Source organism: Chryseobacterium sp. FP211-J200 (genome assembly GCF_001643375.1).
GTDB lineage: Bacteria > Bacteroidota > Bacteroidia > Flavobacteriales > Weeksellaceae > Epilithonimonas > Epilithonimonas ginsengisoli.
This window is the reverse complement of the sequence record NZ_LSHB01000026.1, coordinates 1-19,721: the sequence shown is the minus strand read 5'-3', so window position 1 is coordinate 19,721 and position 19,721 is coordinate 1. Positions and strand designations below refer to the sequence as shown.

The 19,721-nt window shown below is 37.9% G+C and carries 21 protein-coding genes; 12 read left to right on the top strand and 9 right to left on the bottom strand.

Going from position 1 to position 19,721, the window contains the following annotated elements; genetic code table 11:
* Positions 1–11 precede the first annotated feature (11 nt).
* The 3 genes from pepE to AXA65_RS09510 are packed head-to-tail and all read left to right on the top strand — an operon-like array spanning position 12 to position 1,999.
* A complete protein-coding gene (pepE, locus tag AXA65_RS09520) occupies positions 12–704 on the top strand; it encodes a dipeptidase PepE (protein WP_063969882.1) in 693 nt (230 codons plus the stop codon).
* Positions 705–715: 11 nt separating this feature from the next.
* Positions 716–1,402 (top strand): XAC2610-related protein, encoded by a 687-nt coding sequence (locus tag AXA65_RS09515; protein ID WP_218281649.1) that lies wholly within the window; start codon positions 716–718, stop codon positions 1,400–1,402.
* Positions 1,403–1,405: 3 nt separating this feature from the next.
* Positions 1,406–1,999, top strand: coding sequence for an HD domain-containing protein (locus tag AXA65_RS09510; RefSeq protein WP_063969880.1), 594 nt, complete (start codon positions 1,406–1,408; stop codon positions 1,997–1,999).
* Between the two features lie 68 nt (positions 2,000–2,067).
* Here AXA65_RS09510 and secG read toward each other — a convergent pair whose 3' ends face one another.
* Together secG and AXA65_RS09500 are read right to left on the bottom strand one after the other, a co-directional pair.
* Positions 2,068–2,409 (bottom strand): preprotein translocase subunit SecG, encoded by a 342-nt coding sequence (secG, locus tag AXA65_RS09505; protein WP_063969879.1) that lies wholly within the window; start codon positions 2,407–2,409, stop codon positions 2,068–2,070.
* Between the two features lie 61 nt (positions 2,410–2,470).
* Positions 2,471–3,082: a T9SS type A sorting domain-containing protein gene (locus tag AXA65_RS09500; RefSeq protein WP_063969878.1), complete on the bottom strand. Its 612-nt coding sequence runs from the start codon at positions 3,080–3,082 to the stop codon at positions 2,471–2,473.
* Between the two features lie 301 nt (positions 3,083–3,383).
* Here AXA65_RS09500 and AXA65_RS09490 point away from each other — a divergent pair, with 301 nt between their 5' ends.
* Both AXA65_RS09490 and AXA65_RS09485 read left to right on the top strand, forming a co-directional pair.
* Positions 3,384–5,378 (top strand): alpha/beta hydrolase family protein, encoded by a 1,995-nt coding sequence (locus AXA65_RS09490; protein ID WP_063969876.1) that lies wholly within the window; start codon positions 3,384–3,386, stop codon positions 5,376–5,378.
* Positions 5,379–5,403: 25 nt separating this feature from the next.
* Positions 5,404–6,132 (top strand): hypothetical protein, encoded by a 729-nt coding sequence (locus tag AXA65_RS09485; protein ID WP_063969875.1) that lies wholly within the window; start codon positions 5,404–5,406, stop codon positions 6,130–6,132.
* 41 nt (positions 6,133–6,173) lie between these two features.
* Here AXA65_RS09485 and AXA65_RS09480 read toward each other — a convergent pair whose 3' ends face one another.
* On the bottom strand, positions 6,174–7,040 hold the full coding sequence (locus AXA65_RS09480) for an aldose 1-epimerase family protein (protein ID WP_086048148.1): 867 nt from the start codon (positions 7,038–7,040) through the stop codon (positions 6,174–6,176).
* Positions 7,041–7,058: 18 nt separating this feature from the next.
* Entirely contained in the window at positions 7,059–7,556 is a 498-nt protein-coding gene (locus AXA65_RS09475) for a hypothetical protein (RefSeq protein WP_063969873.1), read from the bottom strand.
* A gap of 135 nt (positions 7,557–7,691) precedes the next feature.
* Between AXA65_RS09475 and AXA65_RS09470 the strand changes: the two genes are divergently transcribed.
* Complete coding sequence (locus tag AXA65_RS09470) at positions 7,692–8,858, top strand: sensor histidine kinase (protein WP_063969872.1); 1,167 nt, start codon at positions 7,692–7,694, stop codon at positions 8,856–8,858.
* A 221-nt stretch (positions 8,859–9,079) separates the two neighbouring features.
* Positions 9,080–10,429, top strand: a complete 1,350-nt coding sequence (locus AXA65_RS09465; protein ID WP_063969871.1) for a DEAD/DEAH box helicase — start codon at positions 9,080–9,082, stop codon at positions 10,427–10,429.
* Positions 10,430–10,467: 38 nt separating this feature from the next.
* Here the strand turns inward: AXA65_RS09465 and AXA65_RS09460 are convergent, their stop codons facing one another.
* From AXA65_RS09460 to AXA65_RS09450, 3 genes are read right to left on the bottom strand one after another with little or no spacing between them, the layout of a single operon-like run.
* Positions 10,468–10,935: a lipocalin family protein gene (locus tag AXA65_RS09460; protein ID WP_063969870.1), complete on the bottom strand. Its 468-nt coding sequence runs from the start codon at positions 10,933–10,935 to the stop codon at positions 10,468–10,470.
* A 47-nt stretch (positions 10,936–10,982) separates the two neighbouring features.
* A complete protein-coding gene (locus AXA65_RS09455; RefSeq protein WP_063969869.1) occupies positions 10,983–12,293 on the bottom strand; it encodes an ABC transporter permease in 1,311 nt (436 codons plus the stop codon).
* A 57-nt stretch (positions 12,294–12,350) separates the two neighbouring features.
* Positions 12,351–13,256, bottom strand: coding sequence for an ABC transporter ATP-binding protein (locus AXA65_RS09450; protein ID WP_063969868.1), 906 nt, complete (start codon positions 13,254–13,256; stop codon positions 12,351–12,353).
* A gap of 911 nt (positions 13,257–14,167) precedes the next feature.
* On the opposite strand from AXA65_RS09450, the gene AXA65_RS09445 reads away from it, so the two are divergent.
* The 3 genes from AXA65_RS09445 to AXA65_RS09435 all read left to right on the top strand — a co-directional run bounded on the left by AXA65_RS09445 (position 14,168) and on the right by AXA65_RS09435 (position 16,588).
* Positions 14,168–15,223: a diphosphomevalonate/mevalonate 3,5-bisphosphate decarboxylase family protein gene (locus AXA65_RS09445; RefSeq protein ID WP_063969867.1), complete on the top strand. Its 1,056-nt coding sequence runs from the start codon at positions 14,168–14,170 to the stop codon at positions 15,221–15,223.
* 75 nt (positions 15,224–15,298) lie between these two features.
* Complete coding sequence (blaESP, locus tag AXA65_RS09440; RefSeq protein WP_063969866.1) at positions 15,299–16,168, top strand: ESP-1 family subclass B3 metallo-beta-lactamase; 870 nt, start codon at positions 15,299–15,301, stop codon at positions 16,166–16,168.
* A 42-nt stretch (positions 16,169–16,210) separates the two neighbouring features.
* The gene (locus AXA65_RS09435; protein ID WP_063969865.1) at positions 16,211–16,588 is read left to right on the top strand and encodes a VOC family protein; all 378 of its coding nucleotides are present in this window, start codon (positions 16,211–16,213) and stop codon (positions 16,586–16,588) included.
* Positions 16,589–16,669: 81 nt separating this feature from the next.
* Here AXA65_RS09435 and AXA65_RS09430 read toward each other — a convergent pair whose 3' ends face one another.
* Positions 16,670–17,056, bottom strand: a complete 387-nt coding sequence (locus tag AXA65_RS09430; protein WP_063969864.1) for a DUF1634 domain-containing protein — start codon at positions 17,054–17,056, stop codon at positions 16,670–16,672.
* The gene (locus AXA65_RS09425) at positions 17,057–17,887 is read right to left on the bottom strand and encodes a sulfite exporter TauE/SafE family protein (protein WP_063969863.1); all 831 of its coding nucleotides are present in this window, start codon (positions 17,885–17,887) and stop codon (positions 17,057–17,059) included.
* Positions 17,888–18,069: 182 nt separating this feature from the next.
* Here AXA65_RS09425 and AXA65_RS09420 point away from each other — a divergent pair, with 182 nt between their 5' ends.
* Both AXA65_RS09420 and AXA65_RS09415 read left to right on the top strand, forming a co-directional pair.
* Positions 18,070–18,510 (top strand): nuclear transport factor 2 family protein, encoded by a 441-nt coding sequence (locus tag AXA65_RS09420; RefSeq protein ID WP_063969862.1) that lies wholly within the window; start codon positions 18,070–18,072, stop codon positions 18,508–18,510.
* A gap of 24 nt (positions 18,511–18,534) precedes the next feature.
* Positions 18,535–19,644, top strand: coding sequence for a 5-(carboxyamino)imidazole ribonucleotide synthase (locus AXA65_RS09415; protein ID WP_063969861.1), 1,110 nt, complete (start codon positions 18,535–18,537; stop codon positions 19,642–19,644).
* Positions 19,645–19,721 lie beyond the last annotated feature (77 nt).

Sequence of the window (19,721 nt, the reverse complement as noted above, 5' to 3'; positions counted from 1 at the left end):
CAACTATCAATATGAACATCATCCTCGCATCCACATCCACACTCTTCGGCGAACAATATCTGGAATACCTCAAACCGGAACTCATCAAACTTTATGAAGGTATCACAGAGATCATTTTCATTCCATTCGCTAGACCAGGCGGAATGTCTCATGAAGATTATACCCAGAAAGCAAAAGACTTTTTTTCATCAATCAATATCAACATCAAAGGCCTCCACGAGTTCGAGGATAAAGTGGAAGCCGTCAATTCTGCCCAAGGATTCTTCACCGGCGGTGGAAACACTTTTCTATTAGTAAAGACTTTACACGAATTAGGATTAATGAAAGTTTTGAAGGAAAATATAGAATCTGAAAAACCATATCTCGGTTGCAGTGCAGGCAGCAACATTGGCGGCGTCAATATGAAAACCACCAACGATATGCCCATCGTCTATCCACCAAGCTTCGATTGCATGGAACTGGTTCCGTTCAATATCAATCCACATTACCTCGACCCAAATCCCGAGATCAAACACAACGGAGAAACAAGAGAAACCAGGATCAAAGAATTCCTGACCCAGAATGACATCAAAGTCGTTGGGCTAAGAGAAGGCAACTGGATCAGAAGAATTGGGAACAGAGTCACAACAGAAGGCACAGAACTCACTAGAATATTCGAAAAAGGAAAAGATCCTTACGAGGTAGATCCCGGAACCGAATTATGAAATTAATTGATATGAAAAAGGACATTGGATTTTTATTAATGACAATCAGTCAGCTTTATTTTGCTCAAGTCAATTACGTGATCAAAGACGGGTCAGAACGCTTCGATGCACACATCACAGTCCAGTCTTGTGAAGACGAAAGCTGCAATGAAAAAGGAATTGTGAAGTTGATCGACAAAAAAACAAACCAACTTTTCCAAACCTTCGAATCCGATGACCTTAGTTTATTTTTGGACAAAGATCAGAAGCCCACAGTAAACGTCATTCAGTTGTACAACGAGCAAAGTCCCTTGATCTTTGATGATTTCAACTTCGACGGGTCAGAAGATCTTGCAATTCGCAATGGGAACAACAGCGGTTATGGCGGACCTTCGTATGACATCTATGTCTACCATTCGACCAAAAAACAATTTGTCCCAAGTGATGAATTGACAAGCCTGGCCTACGATAACCTCGGCATGTTCCAGACGGATCACGATAGAAAACGGATCATCACCTTTGCAAAATCTGGCTGTTGCTGGCACATCACCACAGAATATGCTGTAATCCCGAAAAAAGGACTTCAAAAAGTTTACGAAATGGAAGAGGACGCAACGGGTGGCGGCGAATTCGTGAAAGTGATCACCCGAAATCTCATCAATAACAAATGGGTAATCAAAACCAAAAAATATAAATTAGACGAGTATTATAAAGATTAAATAATGAAGATCCAAAAAGAAATAGATTTCATCTTAGCAATCGATGCTTTGAAGAATGTCAACAGAAGAAATTACAACGCCGACGATTCCAGACGAGAAAATACAGCGGAACACAGCTGGCAGATCATTGTCTTAGCACAAATCCTTTATCCATATGCCAAGGATAATCAGAACATCAATTTGTTGCGAGTCATCAGAATGTTGTCCATCCACGATCTGGTAGAGATTGACGCCGGCGATACTTTCCTGTTTGATGAAGTGGGAATGCAAGGCAAATTCGAGCGTGAAAAAATTGCGGCAAAAAGGATCTTTGGAATTTTAGATGAACCTCTGTCAACAGAATTCTACAACCTTTGGATCGAGTTCGAGGAAGAGCAAACACCCGATGCGATCTTCGCTTGCGCCATCGATAGGATCATGCCGTTCATCCTCAACGCACACACGTCGGCAAAAAGTTGGACAGAAGCCGGCGTTACGGAGAAACAGGTGAGATCTATGCTGGAAACGGCCATTTGCAGAGCTTCCGGTGATATGGGCGATTGCTTCCAAACATTAATGGAAAAATGTTTGGATGATAACAAGGTCATCAGAAACTAAAAGTTAATTACAAACAAAAATCGCTTCCGATATACGGAAGCGATTTTTTATGTTTAGAAAGTATTCTATTATTTAGTTGCAGGAACTTGCGTTGCTGGAGCTGTACTAGCTGGAGCTTGCTGTACCGGTGCTTCAGATTTCACAGGTGTTGGCATAGTTGGCGCTACTTGCGAAGGTTTTCCTGTAAGAACGATGCTTAGCAAGATCAAAACAACGATTGTTGCTCCCAAGGTCCATGTTGCTTTTTCCATGAAGTCATTGGTTCTCTGAACGCCAAAGTTTGCAGCAGATGCGCCACCGAAAGTTCCGGAAAGTCCGCCTCCTTTTGGATTTTGAGCCATGATGATGATAACTAATAGGATGCTAGCAATGATGATCAAGATCATAAACAGCGTAAATATTGTGCTCATAGTATAGTCTTAGTAATAAATTTTGAAGCGCAAATATATGGATTTTAATCAATAATAAAACTTATTTCTTAATAAATTTCACAATATTGGTTTCGTTGCTTAGAGATTTCAATTTGATGAAATAAACACCAGTTTTCAAATGGCTAATATCGATTTTACTTCCACTGAAGTCTTTGTTAAGAATCAATTTACCGGATTCATCCAGAACTTCATACGCAAAGAAGTTTTTATCAGATTCTATATTCACATGATCCTGAACCGGATTTGGAAAGATCTTGACAACTGCCACTTTTTTTGCCGGATCATTCACTGCTAAAAGGCATGCGGGCGGATTGGAAATTGGACCTACTGAAAAATCATAGAAGATCGTGTCTTCCGTAATAATAGAAACAGAGATATAATCCGGATGAGCAGGAGCTCCATAAACATACAAACAATTGTTAAAGGTAAATTCAGCCTTGTTAAAAATAGTGCTGTACTTGTACCAGCCTTCGCAAGTAGCTGTCATTGCCGGTGGTGTAAAAAAATCAACCGTGGAAGGTGGATCTATCACAATGGGCCACACACAAGCAGAGATCCAATTGGAAGGTGGTTTGAAATAAGCTGTTTTCGCAGTTTGGCTAGATGCTAATTGAACAATTATCATCAAAGAAAATAGTAGAATTTTTTTCATGGAACATTAGTTTTAAAGAGTTAAACCCAAATTTACATAATAATTTAGTAGCTTGATTTGTATTTATAGAAATCAAGTCTAAAAATTCAAATGTTCATTTTAATAATTGCTTTTGGCAGTATAGAATCTTTTTTTATTAATTTTGGGCAGCAATTTCCGTCTTCCGCTCCCAAACCTAACAAAGTGGTTCGACGAAGTCAATCTTTTTTGCCTAAGCTTTTCCAGCAACAAAAAAGGATTTCCGCTCAAGCCGGGCTGCAAATAATTCGACTGTAAATATTATTAATTAACAATAATTTAAATGAAATTTAAACATATCCTCACTGCAATTGCAGCAACACCTTTTATGATGAATGCACAACAGGTTATGACGCCGGAAACCATGTGGACGCTCAATCGTCTGGGTGTACAGTCCGTTTCTCCAGACCATCAATCCTTAATTTACAAAGTCAGCAAGACAGACCTCAAAACCGAAAAATCAAACTCCGAAGCTTTTTGGTTAGACCTTTCGGGAAAATCTACCAAAATTGATTTAGGAAAGAAAAGCTTGATCCAATGGGACAAAAACGGAATTTACGCGTTAGAGAACAACCAAATTTTCTTGTCAAAAGATTCCGGTAAAACCTGGACAGAATTCTATAATGTTGGCGAAGTGGATAACATTGTGATTTCTCCTGACGGTAAAAAAGTAGCTTTCAGCAAAGCCGTTCATATCGAGGATCTTCTTGGAAAAGACAAATACAAAGATTTGCCAAAAACCACGGCTCAAATCTATACAGACTTGAATCACAGGCATTGGGATGCTTTCAACGAGGGTTCTTACAATCACGTTTTTACGGTTAATATATCAGAATCTGTTGATAAAGCCAAGGATCTCTTGGAAGGCAAAGCTTTCGATTCGCCTCAGAAACCATTTGGTGGTGCAGAAGATTTTGTGTGGAGTCCAGATTCCTCGCAATTACTTTATGTCTCAAAAAAGAAAAGCGGCGCTGAATATGCACAAAGTACGAACACAGATATCTACTGCTATGATCTAGCAAGTGGCGTCACCAAAAGTATAACAGAGGGAATGATGGGTTACGACGTAAACCCGAAATTCAGTCCAGATGGGAAATTCCTGCTTTGGAACTCGATGAAAAGAGAAGGTTTTGAAGCGGATAAAAATGACATCATGGTAATGGATTGGAAGGCGATGAAGTCTGAAAATCTTACACAAGCCTGGGACGAAAGTGTGACTGGCGATGTGTCTTGGAGTTCAGATGCGAAACAAATTTATTTCACGTCAGCTTTTCGCGGCACGAAACAACTATTCTCCGTTGATGTTAAAAACAAAACCGTAAAACAAATTACGAAAGGCGATTTTGATATTAATGAGGTCGTGCTGGAAAATAAAGGTAAACTTTGGGTCACCAAAACGGACATCAATCACAATGCAGACCTTTTCGAAGTGGATTCTAAAGGTTCATTGAAACAGATCACAGACATTAATAAAGATAATTATTCCAAATTGGTTCAAGGAAAATCTGAACTGAAAATGGTAAAAACGACCGATGGAAAAGAGATGGGTGTGTGGTTCCACTATCCACCAAACTTCGACCCGAATAAGAAATATCCAACTTTGATTTACTGCCAAGGTGGACCACAATCTGGATTGACGCAGTTTTTCTCTACCAGATGGAACTTCGCTTTGATGGCGGCAAACGGCTACATCGTGGTAGCGCCAAACCGTCGCGGAATGCCAGGTTGGGGCGTAGAATGGAACGAAGAGATCAGCGGTGATTGGGGCGGACAACCGATCAAAGATTATTTGTCAGCAACCGATTTTGCGAAAACTTTACCTTATGTTGACGGAAGTAGAGTAGCGGCTGTTGGCGCAAGCTATGGTGGATATTCCGTGTTTATGTTGGCTGGCGTTCATGAGAACAGGTTCAAAACTTTTATTGCGCACGACGGATTATTCGATATGAAATCCTGGTACGGAACGACTGAGGAACTTTGGTTCGCCAATTGGGATTTAGGTGGAAATTACTGGCAAAAACCAACGCCGAAAGCCTATTCAGAATTCAATCCAAGTAATTTTGTAGACAAATGGAATAAGCCAATTATGGTCATTCAAGGTGGAATCGATTTCCGTGTTCCTTACGAGCAAGGTCAAGAAGCCTTCCAGGCTGCAAAATTGAAAGGACTTAAAACCAAATTTCTTTATTTCCCGAACGAAAACCATTGGGTGCTTCATCCGCAAAACGGTTTGGTTTGGCAAAGAGAGTTCTTTGAATGGCTGAAGGAAACTTTGTAAGACGTTAAACAATTTATATTACAAAATGAAAAAAATATTTATTATAGTTATTGCTATTTTAATTTCAAATAATATTTTCTCACAAACTTATAATTTTGATTATCTTATCAAGTATGCTATGGCTAACCATAAGAACGGTTATGAGAAATCAAATGACCAATTTGTAAATTCTAAAGAATTATTTTATTATGGAAGTTTTTCTCCAACACTCGATAAGCGGGCATATAATCTGATTGTTTATGATTACAAAAGTAATTTGATGCATACATTTCAAATTGCGAAAACAGATTCTCCAAGTGACGGTTCTAAATATATATACGTGAGTTCAGGTTATCTTCTTCCAAATCAGAGTCTAGAAAAAGAACAGAAAGCACCAGTTTACACACATACTTTTTTGGAAGACATTCCTGGAGGTAAAAGAATGATTTTGAAAAAATTCAAAAATGCTAAAGCTAAAAAGCCAGATGTAGAAATGACTGCAGATTTTATCAATATTGATACGGATTTAAGAGCATTTTCCTATGTAGAATTATTTAATACACGAGCGGATTTTGTAAAACTCCCTGATAATGAAAACTATTATCTTCGTGACGCAAAATGGAAAGTGAAGGATTCCAATGGGGAATTTCACACAAATATTTATAAAATTCCTTTAACGCTTATCTTAGATCCAAAGAAAATTAAACTTCCAAAAGAAAAACCAAAAAGTGCTGAAGAACAAATTGAAGAATGGAAAAAATCAATTGTCAGATAATAAAAAAGTGTCAGAGAATCTCTGACACTTTTTTGTTTTAATTACTCAATCTCAACCGCCCAATCCGCTTTCCACTCTTCATTAATTTCCAATTTCAAAATCCCGAATTTCTGAGTTAATTCCTGATTGTGGTCTTCTATATCTGCAATTCCCTGCCAAGGTTCCAAGCAAACAAAATCAGCATTTTTCGCAGCCCAAATTCCGAAATAAGGAAAGTTGGAAAAAGTAAAAATCACTTTGTGATGGTTTTGGTTATTTCTCAAGACCAATTCTCTGCTTTTCATCGTCGTCATTACCAAAGCATCTTTTGAAAAGAGTTCATGCGTGAGTGGAAGCGTTTTATTTTCAAATTCGATGGTTTTGGTTTCTTTGCTGATCAGGTTATCAATCAAAGGATGGATTTCCAGTTTTTCATCATCAGAAAAAGCGATTTCGTAATCATCATATTTCAATCCATTTTTGGTATCAATTGCAAACCCAGGATGCGCACCCAAAGAAAAATATAGTTCTTTGTCCGATGTATTTTTCACATTGTAAGAAACAGTCAATTTATTCTCAATCAAAGTATATTTGATTTCTAAACTGAAATCGAAAGGATAGAATTTCAAAGTTTCATCATCAGAATTTAATTCAAAAACAACCTGATTTTCTGATGAACTTTTCACGTCGAAGATCTTTCTTCTGGCAAAACCGTGTCTTGGCATTTTGTAAGTTTCACCTTCGAAAATATAAGAATCATCTTTCAAAGCGCCGACCGTCGGAAATAAAACAGGACTTTGTCCGCCCCAAAAATCAGGATTTCCTTCCCAGATAATTTCTTTTCCGGTTTCAAGATTGATGAGCGACACGAGTTCAGCACCAAGTTCATTGAAGCTTGCCTTTAGTTTTGTATTCTGAAGTTGGATCATAATTGATATTGTAAAATTTTATTTGAATGATTTGAAAATTTCCGTGGAAACCTTGTCGTATATTTCTTTGTCATTAGTTGGATATTGTAAAATGGCAAACGAAAAGGCATCGTTTTTAAAAATGGTTTTTTGATAGAAGATCTTTCCATTTCTGAAACCTGATATTACAAAAAATGTCTCCCCCAGTTTTTTATAAGTAATGTTGTTTTTCTTTTTTAAATTGTCTTTAATATCAGTTTTGTATTGCCTTTCCAAAGTGATGGTTTCGCCTTCCGAATCGAGGTTGAATCTTCCAAAAACCCTTAGAACTTCTTCACCTTTTTCATTATTGAAAATCCTTCCGTCGCCGTTTGCGCTTTCTGGTTGAGGATTCAAAAATTTGGGATAATCTAAACAATAATCAAAACGAACATTACAATATTGGTCATAATCCTCATTTTGACTTATTTTTTCTGATGTTAAATTGAAATTGCCAATCGTAAGAAAGACAAGAAGTGCAGCTATTTTTGTTATCATCCAAAATTGTTTTGCATTAATATATCGATTACAAATATCTAAATTAATCTTGATTTTTGGTCTAAAATCTAAAGTCAAAATTTGAACCTCTAATTTTATATAATAAATTCCTAAATTGCCGTTTTATAAGCAATAATGAAAGGTTTCAATTTTCTTAAAAGGATCAACAGTTGGGTCGTGTACTTTATACTCACGGCCATCGTTTTTGGAATTGCTATATCGTCTTTCATTTTGATCGATCAATTACGGAAGCAGGAGATCAAAAAAGTAGAGCTGATCGCTACTGCTCTCAAAGCTTACACGGATGACGAAATTTCGGCCGACCCAAAAATACAGGAGTTGTATCTTGCTGTTATGCAGGATAATACCAATCTTCCAATTGTTGTTACAGACAAAAGTAAAACGCCGATCTTTCAGGCAAATATTCCAGAGCTTATTGAGCAAGATCCTGCAAAACTGAAAAATCTGATCCGAAATATGGAGAATTCTTACGATCCATTCATCGTGGAATTGCCATCTGGTCAAAACCAATTTATCTATTATGATAACTCGGACCTGCTGAATTATTTCAGGTTTTATCCTTATGTGATCGCTTTGTTTATCGGAGCTTATCTAATATTTTCTTTTTGGTTCCTGCGAACTTTGAAGAAGACCGACGAAGGTTTTGTCTGGGCAGGTTTGGCAAAGGAAACAGCACATCAAATCGGAACGCCATTATCCTCAATGATTGGCTGGGTCGAGATCATGAAGCTGGAAGACGAAAATGGTTTGGGCGTGAAAGAACTCGAAAAAGATGTTGAACGACTGAAAACCATCTCCGAACGATTCTCGAAAATAGGTTCTATTCCTGCACTCAATGACCTTGATATCAACGAAACCGTTCAGCAGAATTTTGATTATTTGAAGTCCAGAATTTCTACCAAAGTTGATTTCACTTTGAGAAAAACTTATGAGCCAGTTCTGATTCCCCACAGTAGGATTTTGATGAGTTGGGTGATTGAAAACTTAATTAAAAATGCTGTCGATGCAATGAAAGGCGAAGGGAAATTGGAACTTTCACTCTACAAGAAAAACAAAAATGTTTACATCGACGTGACCGACACCGGAAGCGGAATGACAAAACAACAAGTTCGAAATGCCTTCAAACCGGGATTCTCCACCAAAAAACGAGGTTGGGGATTGGGACTTTCTTTAACAAAAAGAGTCGTGACAGAATATCACAAAGGTGAAGTGAAAATTGCCAATTCCGAAGTGGGGAAAGGAACGACTTTCAGGATTGTTTTAAGGGAAGAGCAGAAATAAGTTTTATAATTATCTCAAAAAATCAATAGTTTTCCTCTTGATTTCAAAATCCCTATCTTTGCCGATTGAAACCGAAAAGAAATTCAATTTTTTCAGTTTCATTTTACCACTTTAAAATAAATTTTCCCAGATGAACCATCCATCTTCCAAAATATCTGTATCAGATAAGAAGGCGATTATGGATGCACCATCTGACCTTTGAAAAAAATAATTAGATTCAGATGAAAACCACTTTTGCAGACTTCGATTTACCGGAAAAGATTCTGGATGTTCTAGCCGATCTCAACCTTTTTGAACCAACGCCTATCCAGGAAAAAAGCATCGGACCGATACTTTCCGGACGCGACGTGATGGGAATTGCCCAAACGGGAACCGGTAAAACTTTGGCTTACACACTTCCAGTCCTTAAAACCTGGAAATACAACAAAACAGGAAATCCAACAGTTTTGGTTTTGGTTCCAACCAGAGAATTGGTGGTTCAGGTGGCAGAAGTGATCACCAAAATGACAGAAAATCTGACCGCAAGAGTGATCGGAATTTACGGTGGGAAAAACATCAATACACAAAAATTATTGTTCAATGACGGTTGCGACATCTTGGTGGGAACGCCTGGTAGAGTAATGGATTTGGCGATTGACAATGCGATTTCATTGAAAGAAGTGGGCAAATTGATCATCGATGAGTTTGACGAAATGCTGAATCTCGGTTTCCGTCCACAATTGACACACATCTTCGAAATGATGAAAGAGAAAAGACAGAATATTCTTTTTTCTGCGACGATGACCGATGCTGTAGATGCTTTGCTGAACGAATATTTTGCTGGTCCAATCGAGATTTCATTGGCAAGGTCGGGAACGCCTTTGGAAAAGATTGCACAATCTGCAGTTCCTGTTGAGAATTTTAACACGAAACTGAATTTATTAATTCATCTTCTGAAAACAGAAACGGATCTAGAAAAAATTCTAATTTTCGCTAATAATAAAAAACACGCCGATCTTATCTTTGAAAAACTGAATGTGGAATTCCCAGACCAGTTTGGTGTGATCCACTCCAACAAATCTCAGAATTTCCGTTTGAGAGTGATGCAGGAATTCACCAATGAAGAATTGCGAGGCGTGATCACCACAGATATTATGGCGAGAGGTCTGGATATTCCGGATATTTCGCACGTTTTCAACTTCGAAGTTCCTGAGGTTCCAGAGCAATATATTCATAGGATCGGTAGGACGGGTCGTGCGGACAAAGAAGGGATTTCCATCACTTTCTTCACCAAAAAAGAAGAAGCGCAACTTTTGGACATCGAACTTCTAATGGACAGAGAAATCAAAAAAACCGAATTCCCGGAAGCTGTGACAATTTCGAAAGTAAAAATCGCTTCAGAACAGGAAGAAGTGAAGATGAAATTCTTAACCACAGCCAAACTCAACGAAGGTGATTCTGCTTTCCACGAGAAAAAAGCGAAGAACAAGAAAACCAATATGGGTGGACCAAGCAAGAGAAAAGAACCGAAGAAGTTCGGGGCAAACAGAGCTCAGCAAAAAGCAAAGTCTATTGCGAAGAGAAAGAAATAAAACTAAAACTCCTCAGAATTTTCTGGGGAGTTTTAGTTTTATTTATTAAAAATCATAATGTATTTATCCGCAATACCATCATTGTTGTAATCGTATTGGTAATTAGAATCGATTAATTGCATTTCATTGTTTGAGAGAAGCTTAATATAATGAGACTCGGAGTACTGTCCAAATTGATTATCAAATTTAAAAGTAATTTTTTTTGAAGCATCATCGTAAGAAAATTTACCGTTTTCAATATTGTTTATCACACAAGGCAACCCAGAGTATTCGCTTTTGAAATGAGTAATAGCAATTGTTTCACCAACAAAGACACAAGTTCTTTTGTAAGAGCACTCTAATTGATTATTAGAAAATAAAATCTGGTCATCCTTCCCATCTAGTATTTGATTTTTACTTAAAGTCCAAGTTCCCTCGAAGGGAGATTTGCTATTATAGTTGTCATCATCTTTCCGACAAGAAATAATAGATAACGAAGCCAAAGCAATTAGAATTAGTTTTTTCAAAGTATTAATTTTCTACAAATAAAATGAAAATTCATTAATAAAGAAAATCAACTCCTGATCCACTTCCAAATCTCCTTCAAAGTCGCCTTGTTCCCATACATCAAAATCCCAACCCTGTAGATTTTCGAAGCAATAAAAACCATCAAAAGCGTTGAAGCTATCAACAAAAATATCGACAACAAAATTTCCCAAAGCGGAACACCAAACGGAATCCTTGCAATCATCGCAACCGGCGACGTGAACGGAATAATCGATAGCCAAAAAGCCATCGGTCCATCCGGATTATTCATAATCGTGAAGCTTCCGTAAAGTCCCAACATCAGCGGAACCACAGCAAACAAAGTAAATTGCTGCGTTTCAGTTTCGTTATCCACCGCACTTCCTATTGCGGCGTACATCGAACTGTAAAAGATGTAGCCAAACAAAAAGAAGAACACAAAAACGCCGATAATTCCAACATAATTCATATCCAAAAGAATGTGCGAAACTTCCGTCGCAATCTGCTGAATATCCAGATTTTTCATCATATTTTCTTCGCCAGCCGGAATGTTTTTCTGCATCGCCGAGAATCCTGTATTCAGGAAAATCGCCGCCGTCACGGTCATTGCAATCCAAACGGTAAACTGCGTCAATGCCACCAAGGTCACGCCCAATATTTTCCCCATCATCAACTCAAATGGTTTCACAGATGAAATGATAATCTCCACCACACGGTTATTTTTCTCCTCCAAAACGCTTCGCATCACACGAACGCCGTAAATAATGATGAACATAAACACCACATACATCAATCCCATACTCAGAGCGGTTTTGATGCCGAAAGCAAGGTCACTTTCTGGCTTGTCACTTTCCGTCACATTTTGAGAAATCAGTTTGAAATTCTTATCCAGATTCACAATTCTGTCTTCTTTAATTCCGAGTTGTTTGATTTTTTCTTTCTTCAGAATATTACTCAAATCAGCAGAAACAGCCATTTTCGTATCCATCCCGACTTTCTTATTCGTCAACAGTTTTGTTCCGCTTTCCAAAGCATCAAAATTGGTGTCTTTCAATTCCGGGATGATGAGCAAACCATCTGTTCCTTTCAATTCTTTTAGGTTTTTAACCAGCGCATTTTCCGTATTTTGAGGCACAAAAGTATAAGTGATCTCTTTCGTCGATTTCAATTGTCCTGCGAAAAGTCCGCTTTTGTCCACCACATCAAAATGATATTCCGCTTCGTTCGCCTTGAACATAAAACCAATCAAAACCCCAAAACCAACCATCAAAAGTGGCGCAAGAATGGTCAGAATAATAAAAGATTTCTTCTTGACCTGCGTCAGAAATTCTCTCTTGGTAATTAAATATATATTTTTCATTTATTGTAAAAAGTAAAATGTAGTAAGTAGAATCATTTATCAATTATCATTCATCAATTATTCCTTCACCGCATTAATGAAAACCTCATTCATACTAGGAATCTTCTCGTTGAAGGTCCGTATCGTTCCTGTTTTCAGTAAGTCCTGAAGCAGGATGTTTTGATTTTCAGAATTCTTCAGTTCAAAATGAAACAAACCATTGTTGGTCGTCATATTTTCAATCTGATATTTTCTCGTCAGTTCCTCCAGATTTTCAGCATTCGTGTCCGCCAAAACCACAGAAAAAACATTTTGTTTGAACTGTTCGCGAACATCAAAAACTTTCCCATCCAAAACCTTCTTAGAATTGTTAATCAAGGCCACAAAATCACACATTTCCTCCACACTTTCCATTCGGTGCGTGGATAAAATGATGGTCGTTCCCTCATTTTTCAATCGGATGATTTGGTCTTTGATGAGGTTCGCATTCACAGGGTCAAAACCCGAAAAAGGCTCATCCAGAATCAACAATTTCGGGCGGTGCAAAACCGTCACCACAAACTGGATTTTCTGCGCCATCCCTTTTGAAAGTTCGCTCAGTTTTTTCTTCCACCATTGGTCGATGTTCAGTTGCTCAAACCAAAATTTAGCCTGCGAAAGTGCCTCTGCGCGAGACATTCCTTTCAACTCGCCAAAGTACAGAAGCTGGTCGCCCACCGTCATATTCTTGTAAAGTCCGCGTTCCTCCGGCATATAGCCGATGTTTCTGATGTGCTCCGGATTCAGTTCCTTGCCGTCGATCCAAACCTTGCCTTCGTCAGCTTGCGTAATTTGATTGATAATCCGGATAAACGACGTTTTCCCAGCGCCATTCGGACCCAAAAGCCCATAAATACTGGCAGTCGGAACATCGATAGAAAAATCCTGAAGCGCAATTTTCTTCCCCGCGTTGTATGTTTTTTTGATATTTTCAGCTCTCAGCATTGATCATTGGTGATTAAAAATGAATAATTTAATTTTTAGGAGCAAGACGATTTCGTCATCGATTCACTTGTCCAACCCGCTTTCCGTTGCAATCTTTTTTTTCAAAAAAGGATTTCCACTACAATCGGGGCTATGTTGAGGTTTTGTCTTTCCTTTCAACGATTTTTTAAAACCTTACAAAATTAGTTCATTAATCTCAAAAATGTTACAGAAATACTTCGTAATTCAACTGTTCTTTATCATTCAATTCGTAAAATATAAGATTACCAATGACTCAAAAAGATCTTTGTCAGTATTCCTCAGAGATACCAATTCGCAATAGGATTCATAAAATTGGTTTGTGCTATAACTGATTGATTTATAACAAAATCGATGCGTCTGTCTCAACTAAGTGAATCAACGGCTCAACTAAATGAATCAACGCCTTAACTAAATGGATCACTGACCCAACTAAATGAATCAACGGCGCAACGTAATGAATCAACGACCTAACGAAGTTAATCATTGGCATAAAGTAATGAATCAGAGAGGAGAAGTAATGGTTCAATGAGGTTTCGTAATGAATCAATCCTTTTTGGAAGTGTGTTTTCTTCAGTCTTCTATTATTAGGAGTTGATAAAGTATTTTGTCAAGTTTTAACCTCTTGAAAAAGTGTCCTCGCATTGTTATTTGTCAAAATCAAGCGAGAACTTGTCAATGCTCCGTAGGAGCCAACTGTTAATAACGTCCATTACACCACACCAACATTTGTAATTCAAATCAAGAATCCCAAATCAGATTGCAATAGATTCATTCAGTAATCACACTCTTGATAAATCAACTTTGACAAAGCTTTATTAATTCTTAAATTAGCAAACCAAAACCAATCCGCAAAAGCTAACAGCTAAAAGCCGATTGCCAAAAGCCACATTATGACTCAAGAATTTTTGGGAAATTCCCAATTCAACATATCAAACCAAGCAGTTTCCGCAAGCTGTCCGTCCAATATTGCCCTCATCAAATATTGGGGGAAATACGAAAACCAAATTCCGGCAAATCCCAGCATCAGCTACACATTGAACCATTGCAGAACCAACACCTCGATGGAGTTTTTTGCAGGAGAAGAATTTTCAGTTCATACTTTCTTATCAGGCAATGAAGAACAGAAATTCGCTGAGAAAATCGAAAAATATTTCAAAAACATCGAGCAATATCTCCCTTGGATTCTGAAAGGGAAGTACATCATCAGAACAGAAAATACCTTTCCACACAGCTCCGGCATTGCTAGTTCAGCTTCGGGTTTCGGCGCGATTGCAAAATGTCTGATGAATCTGGATGATGTTTTTTCAGGAAATTCAGATTCCAATTTTAAAACCAAAAAAGAAAGTTTCCTGGCAAGATTAGGAAGCGGAAGTGCTTCCAGAAGTCTTTACGAAGGTCTGGTAGTTTGGGGGAAAACGGAAGAAGTGGAAGGGAGTTCAGACCTATTTGCAGTTCCATATGACAACAATGAAATCCATCCAATCTTCAAAAACTTTCACGATTGTGTTTTGCTCATTCACGAAGGTCAGAAATCGGTTTCATCTACAGTTGGTCACGGCTTGATGAATACCAATCCTTACGCCGAAAGACGTTTCCAGGAAGCGCACGAAAACTTCACCAAACTGAAAACCATCCTTGCAACCGGCGATATGGAAGGTTTCATCAAACTCGTAGAACACGAAGCGTTGACGCTTCACGCAATGATGATGATGAGCGAACCTGCATTTATCCTGATGCAAACCGGAACATTGCAGGTCATCAATAAAATTTGGGAATTCAGAAAAATCACAGGTTTGGCTTTGTTCTTTACTTTGGATGCTGGCGCAAACGTTCATTTGCTTTTCCCGAATGATATCGACAACGACAGAATCACAGATTTCATCACCACAGAATTGATTCCGTTGACGCAGAAAGGTGGTGTTGTGAAGGATGTGATGAGGTTTTAATTTTTGTAAAATGTATTATGTACAACGTAAAATGTACTTAATACTTTACAATTTCGACTTTAAAAAAAAACAATTATGAAAAAACTTACCCTAATACTCTTAATAATCATCTCCTTCTTCGGAAATGCACAAACCGTAACAGAGCCAGCCAATCACCCTGCAGACTGGTCGCAAAAGTATAAACCATTTAGAATTGTTGGGAATTTGTATTATGTCGGGACTTACGATCTGGCTTCGTATCTCATTGTGACGAACAAGGGAAATATCCTTATCAATACAGGATTGGCAGATTCCTATCCTCAAATCAAAACGAATATAGAAAAACTTGGATTCAAATATAAGGACACAAAAATACTCACTTTGACCCAAGCGCATTACGATCATATGGGCGCAATGGCCGACATCAAATCGGAAACAGGTGCAAAACTGTATGTGGACGAAGCGGAATTGGCGGAACTGAGATCCGGCGGTAAATCCGATTACGAAATGGGGAAATATGGCGTCACGTTTAAACCACTAACGCCTGATTTTCTTTTGAAAAATAATGATAAAATCAAATTGGGAAACACGACTTTGACTTTGCTTCATCATCCCGGACACACAAAAGGTTCGTGCAGTTTTATCTTCGAAACGAAAGATGAAAACAGAAAATACAAAGTCTTGATCGCCAATTTTCCTTCGATTATTATCGATCATAAATTTTCTGATGTGAAAACCTATCCGACGATGCAGCAGGATTATGCCTATACTTTAGATGCTATGAAAAAGCTGGATTTTGATATTTGGGTGGCTTCTCACGCCAGTCAGTTTGATATTCATAAAAAACGAAAAGAAGGAGACGCTTATGATCCGAAGCTATTTATGGATAAGGAGAGTTATTTCATAAGACTTAAAAATCTGGAAGCCGCTTATTCTGAAAAAGTGAAAGAGGAATCTCAAAAATAATATAATACTCTTTACTTATTACATCATACTTAATACAACAAAATGCTAATCCACCACATCGCCATCATCTGTTCAGATTACGAAGTTTCCAAAAAATTCTACACCGAAGTTTTAGGTCTTAATATTATTCGTGAAGTTTATCGTGAAGCGAGACGATCTTACAAGCTAGATTTGGCCATCGGAGAACATTATGTCATCGAGCTATTTTCGTTTCCAAATCCGCCAGAACGTCCGTCAAGACCGGAAAGTTGTGGCCTTCGTCATCTTGCTTTTTCAGTTGATAACGTCGAAGAAAAACGAAATGAATTAATTGAAAAAGGTTTGGATTGTGAAGACATCAGGATTGATGAATTTACTGATAAGAAATTCTTTTTCACGCAAGACCCAGACAGATTGCCTTTAGAATTTTATGAGAATTAGACTGAGAGATAATAGACAAATAGATGATAGACTAATTGATGAATTAAAAATCAATTATCAGTTATCTTTCATCATTTATAATCAATGTGCGTAACCTGTCAAAAAACTAATGGTCATAATCGCTAAAACGATCAGCGAAATGGCTACATAGACGTAATCTTTCTCTTTAAGATAACCAATTAATGCAAAGATGATTCTAACCAATGGCGTTAAGATGAGAAACAAAATTCCAAGTTGGATAATTGCCATTCCTTCGCCTTTCATCAGCGAATTCCAAAATTGTCCCCAAACTTTTTCGGACGTTGTTCCCATATCCAAAAGCTTATATTTTTTTGGCATTACAAAACCTTCCATAAAAAGTTTGATAAAACCAACCAAAGAGGTCACAACGGAAAGTAGAACGCCCAATCGCAAGAGATTCCCAACGGAACGATTCAAATCAACGTCTGTAAATGGTCTTGTTCTCATTTAATGGAAATTTTTGGTTACACCGTTGTACATCATATAAATTGACAAAATCGTGATGACAATTGCAAAGAATACCTTTAGTTTTTTTGTTTTTGAGATCATCAAAGTTTTTGATCCAATAAAACTTCCCACGACCACACCAATCAAAACAGGCGCTGCGATCACAGGAATAATTTGTCCCCTTTGAAAATAGATCAATGCGCCAGCAACTGCTGTTACACCAATCATAAAATTACTCGTGGTAGTAGAAACTTTGAAGGGTAACTTCATCATGTTGTCCATTGCCAAGACCTTCAAAGCGCCGGAACCGATTCCCAGAAGTCCGGACATTGCACCTGCGAAGATCATCATGAGAAATCCTGGAATGGTGTTTTTTGAAGCATAATGCTTTAGACCATCTTTGTCTGGAAAAGTACCGTAAAGTTTTAGTTTGTCTGCTAGGCTGCCTTTGCTCAATTCTTCCTGATGGTCGGGTTTTCCTTTGAGATTCAATAAAACTGTCAAAATCAGGATGCTTGCGAAGATGATTCCGATCGTATTGGGATTCAGAAATCCTGAGACCAATGCACCAGAAACGGCTCCTGCTGTAGTGGCGATTTCCAGAAACATCCCGATCCGCATATTGGTAAAACCTTCTTTCACAAAGGCAACAGCTGCGCCAGAAGATGTTCCGATCACAGAAATAAGAGAAGCGCCGATCGCATAATGCATAGGAACGCCAAAACCAAGTGTGAGTAGAGGAATGATAATGACGCCGCCGCCGAGTCCAGTAAGAGATCCCATCAATCCGGCCGCGATAGCTCCAATAAATAGAATAATGATTTCTGACATCCAGCAAATATATGACGTTTGGGACGAATTTTATATCTAAAATAAAGAAATTTAAATGTTTTTTGATTCCTATGATCTCTACCAAATTTGTAGGAAATGCCTTCGTTTTCACTCAATTTTATCTTGATACGGAAGCTTGACACCTGCAAAAAATGTCTATTTTTGTAGATAAATTGTAACAGATGAAAATCGGAATTTTATTGTTATGTATACTTCCCATTTTTGGTTTCTCCCAAACGTCGGAAGAGGATTTGGTCAAAGCCTCGATCAATGGCTTGTTTGATGGGATGAAAACTTCAGATTCTACCAAAATTAACAAGGCTTTTTCCAAAACCGCAATTCTGCAGACCATCACAAAAAATGGTAATGTCAAAAATGAAAATATCAAAGATTTCGCTATTAGCATTTCAAAAGCTGAAAAAGGAAGCTTAGAGGAGAGAATCATCTTTTCCAATATTTTAATTGATGGAAATCTGGCTTCGGTCTGGACGCCTTATGAATTTTATTATCAAGGGAAATTCTCTCATTGTGGAGTCAATTCTTTTCAATTGGTGAAATCCAATAACGAATGGAAAATCCAGTACATCATTGACACAAGACGAAAGGATAATTGTAAGAAATAAAAAATCTAAATAAAAGTAAAGTAAATGAAAATCGGAATTTTAGGAGGCGGACAACTCGGAAGAATGTTCATTCAGGAAGCATTGAAATATGATGATGAATTCTATGTTCTAGATCCAAATCCAGAATGTTCTTGCGCCCATATCTCACATTATACAAGAGGTGATTTTAATAATTATGATGACGTTTTGGACTTTGGAAGAGACAAAGATGTCGTGACGATTGAAATCGAACATGTGAATGTGCAAGCTTTGGAAGAACTGGAAAACCAAGGTGTGAAAGTCGTTCCGAATTCTAATATCATCAAAATCATTCAGCAAAAGATTCTTCAGAAAAAATTCTATGAAGAAAACAGAATTCTGTCTCCGAAATTTGAAATCATGGATGGAAGTGAAGAGGAGATCAAGATCCAATTGCCATTTGTTCAAAAGCTCAATACAGGCGGCTACGATGGAAAAGGCGTGCAACTGATCCGTACAACACAAGATTGGAGAAATCTTTGGACGCAGGAATCTGTCTTGGAAGACTTGGTTGACATTGATAAAGAATTATCCTTGATCGTTGCCAAAAACGAGAACGGCGAAACCAAAACATTTCCGGTGACACAAATGGTTGCTGACCCGAAACTCAATCTTTTGGATTTCAATATTTGCCCGGCTGATATATCAAAAGATGTCCAAGATCAAATTGATAATATAGGGAAGCAATTCATTAACAGCGCAGATTCTCCAGGTCTTTTCGCCATCGAATTGTTCCTTGATAAAAACGGGAAAGTTTGGGTGAATGAAACGGCGCCAAGACTTCATAATTCAGGACATCAATCTCAAGAAGGGAACGCCAATTCCCAGTTCGAGCAATTTTACAGAGTGGTGACAAACTCGCCATTGGCTGACACAGATGCTTGCGGCTTTTCTGGAATGTTGAATCTGGTCGGGGAAGAAAATTATTCTGGAAAAGTTAAATACCAAGGTTTGGAGGAAGTTCTCAAGTTACACAAAACCTACGTTCATCTCTACGGAAAAACAGAAACAAAACCTGGACGGAAGATGGGACATATCAACGTTCTAGCAGAATCCAGAGAAGAGCTGATGGAAAAATTGATCCGTATCAAATCGCTTGTCAAAGTGATCGCATAACAAATAAAAAAAGCAAGGCTAAAACCTAGTCATGGTCGGAAGAAAATTCAGAACATTTTTTATGTTTTAAAGACTTT

Coding starts and splice junctions, on each gene's coding strand:
- AXA65_RS09450 (WP_063969868.1), bottom strand. CDS start 13,256: ATGCTGAGAGCTGAAAATATCAAAAAAACATACAACGCGGGGAAGAAA.
- AXA65_RS09425 (WP_063969863.1), bottom strand. CDS start 17,887: ATGTCAGAAATCATTATTCTATTTATTGGAGCTATCGCGGCCGGATTG.
- AXA65_RS09470 (WP_063969872.1), top strand. CDS start 7,692: ATGAAAGGTTTCAATTTTCTTAAAAGGATCAACAGTTGGGTCGTGTAC.
- AXA65_RS09480 (WP_086048148.1), bottom strand. CDS start 7,040: ATGATCCAACTTCAGAATACAAAACTAAAGGCAAGCTTCAATGAACTT.
- AXA65_RS09515 (WP_218281649.1), top strand. CDS start 716: ATGAAAAAGGACATTGGATTTTTATTAATGACAATCAGTCAGCTTTAT.
- AXA65_RS09500 (WP_063969878.1), bottom strand. CDS start 3,082: ATGAAAAAAATTCTACTATTTTCTTTGATGATAATTGTTCAATTAGCA.
- AXA65_RS09485 (WP_063969875.1), top strand. CDS start 5,404: ATGAAAAAAATATTTATTATAGTTATTGCTATTTTAATTTCAAATAAT.
- AXA65_RS09415 (WP_063969861.1), top strand. CDS start 18,535: ATGAAAATCGGAATTTTAGGAGGCGGACAACTCGGAAGAATGTTCATT.
- AXA65_RS09445 (WP_063969867.1), top strand. CDS start 14,168: ATGACTCAAGAATTTTTGGGAAATTCCCAATTCAACATATCAAACCAA.
- AXA65_RS09430 (WP_063969864.1), bottom strand. CDS start 17,056: ATGAGAACAAGACCATTTACAGACGTTGATTTGAATCGTTCCGTTGGG.
- AXA65_RS09490 (WP_063969876.1), top strand. CDS start 3,384: ATGAAATTTAAACATATCCTCACTGCAATTGCAGCAACACCTTTTATG.
- secG (WP_063969879.1), bottom strand. CDS start 2,409: ATGAGCACAATATTTACGCTGTTTATGATCTTGATCATCATTGCTAGC.
- blaESP (WP_063969866.1), top strand. CDS start 15,299: ATGAAAAAACTTACCCTAATACTCTTAATAATCATCTCCTTCTTCGGA.
- pepE (WP_063969882.1), top strand. CDS start 12: ATGAACATCATCCTCGCATCCACATCCACACTCTTCGGCGAACAATAT.
- AXA65_RS09510 (WP_063969880.1), top strand. CDS start 1,406: ATGAAGATCCAAAAAGAAATAGATTTCATCTTAGCAATCGATGCTTTG.
- AXA65_RS09420 (WP_063969862.1), top strand. CDS start 18,070: ATGAAAATCGGAATTTTATTGTTATGTATACTTCCCATTTTTGGTTTC.
- AXA65_RS09435 (WP_063969865.1), top strand. CDS start 16,211: ATGCTAATCCACCACATCGCCATCATCTGTTCAGATTACGAAGTTTCC.
- AXA65_RS09465 (WP_063969871.1), top strand. CDS start 9,080: ATGAAAACCACTTTTGCAGACTTCGATTTACCGGAAAAGATTCTGGAT.
- AXA65_RS09475 (WP_063969873.1), bottom strand. CDS start 7,556: ATGATAACAAAAATAGCTGCACTTCTTGTCTTTCTTACGATTGGCAAT.
- AXA65_RS09455 (WP_063969869.1), bottom strand. CDS start 12,293: ATGAAAAATATATATTTAATTACCAAGAGAGAATTTCTGACGCAGGTC.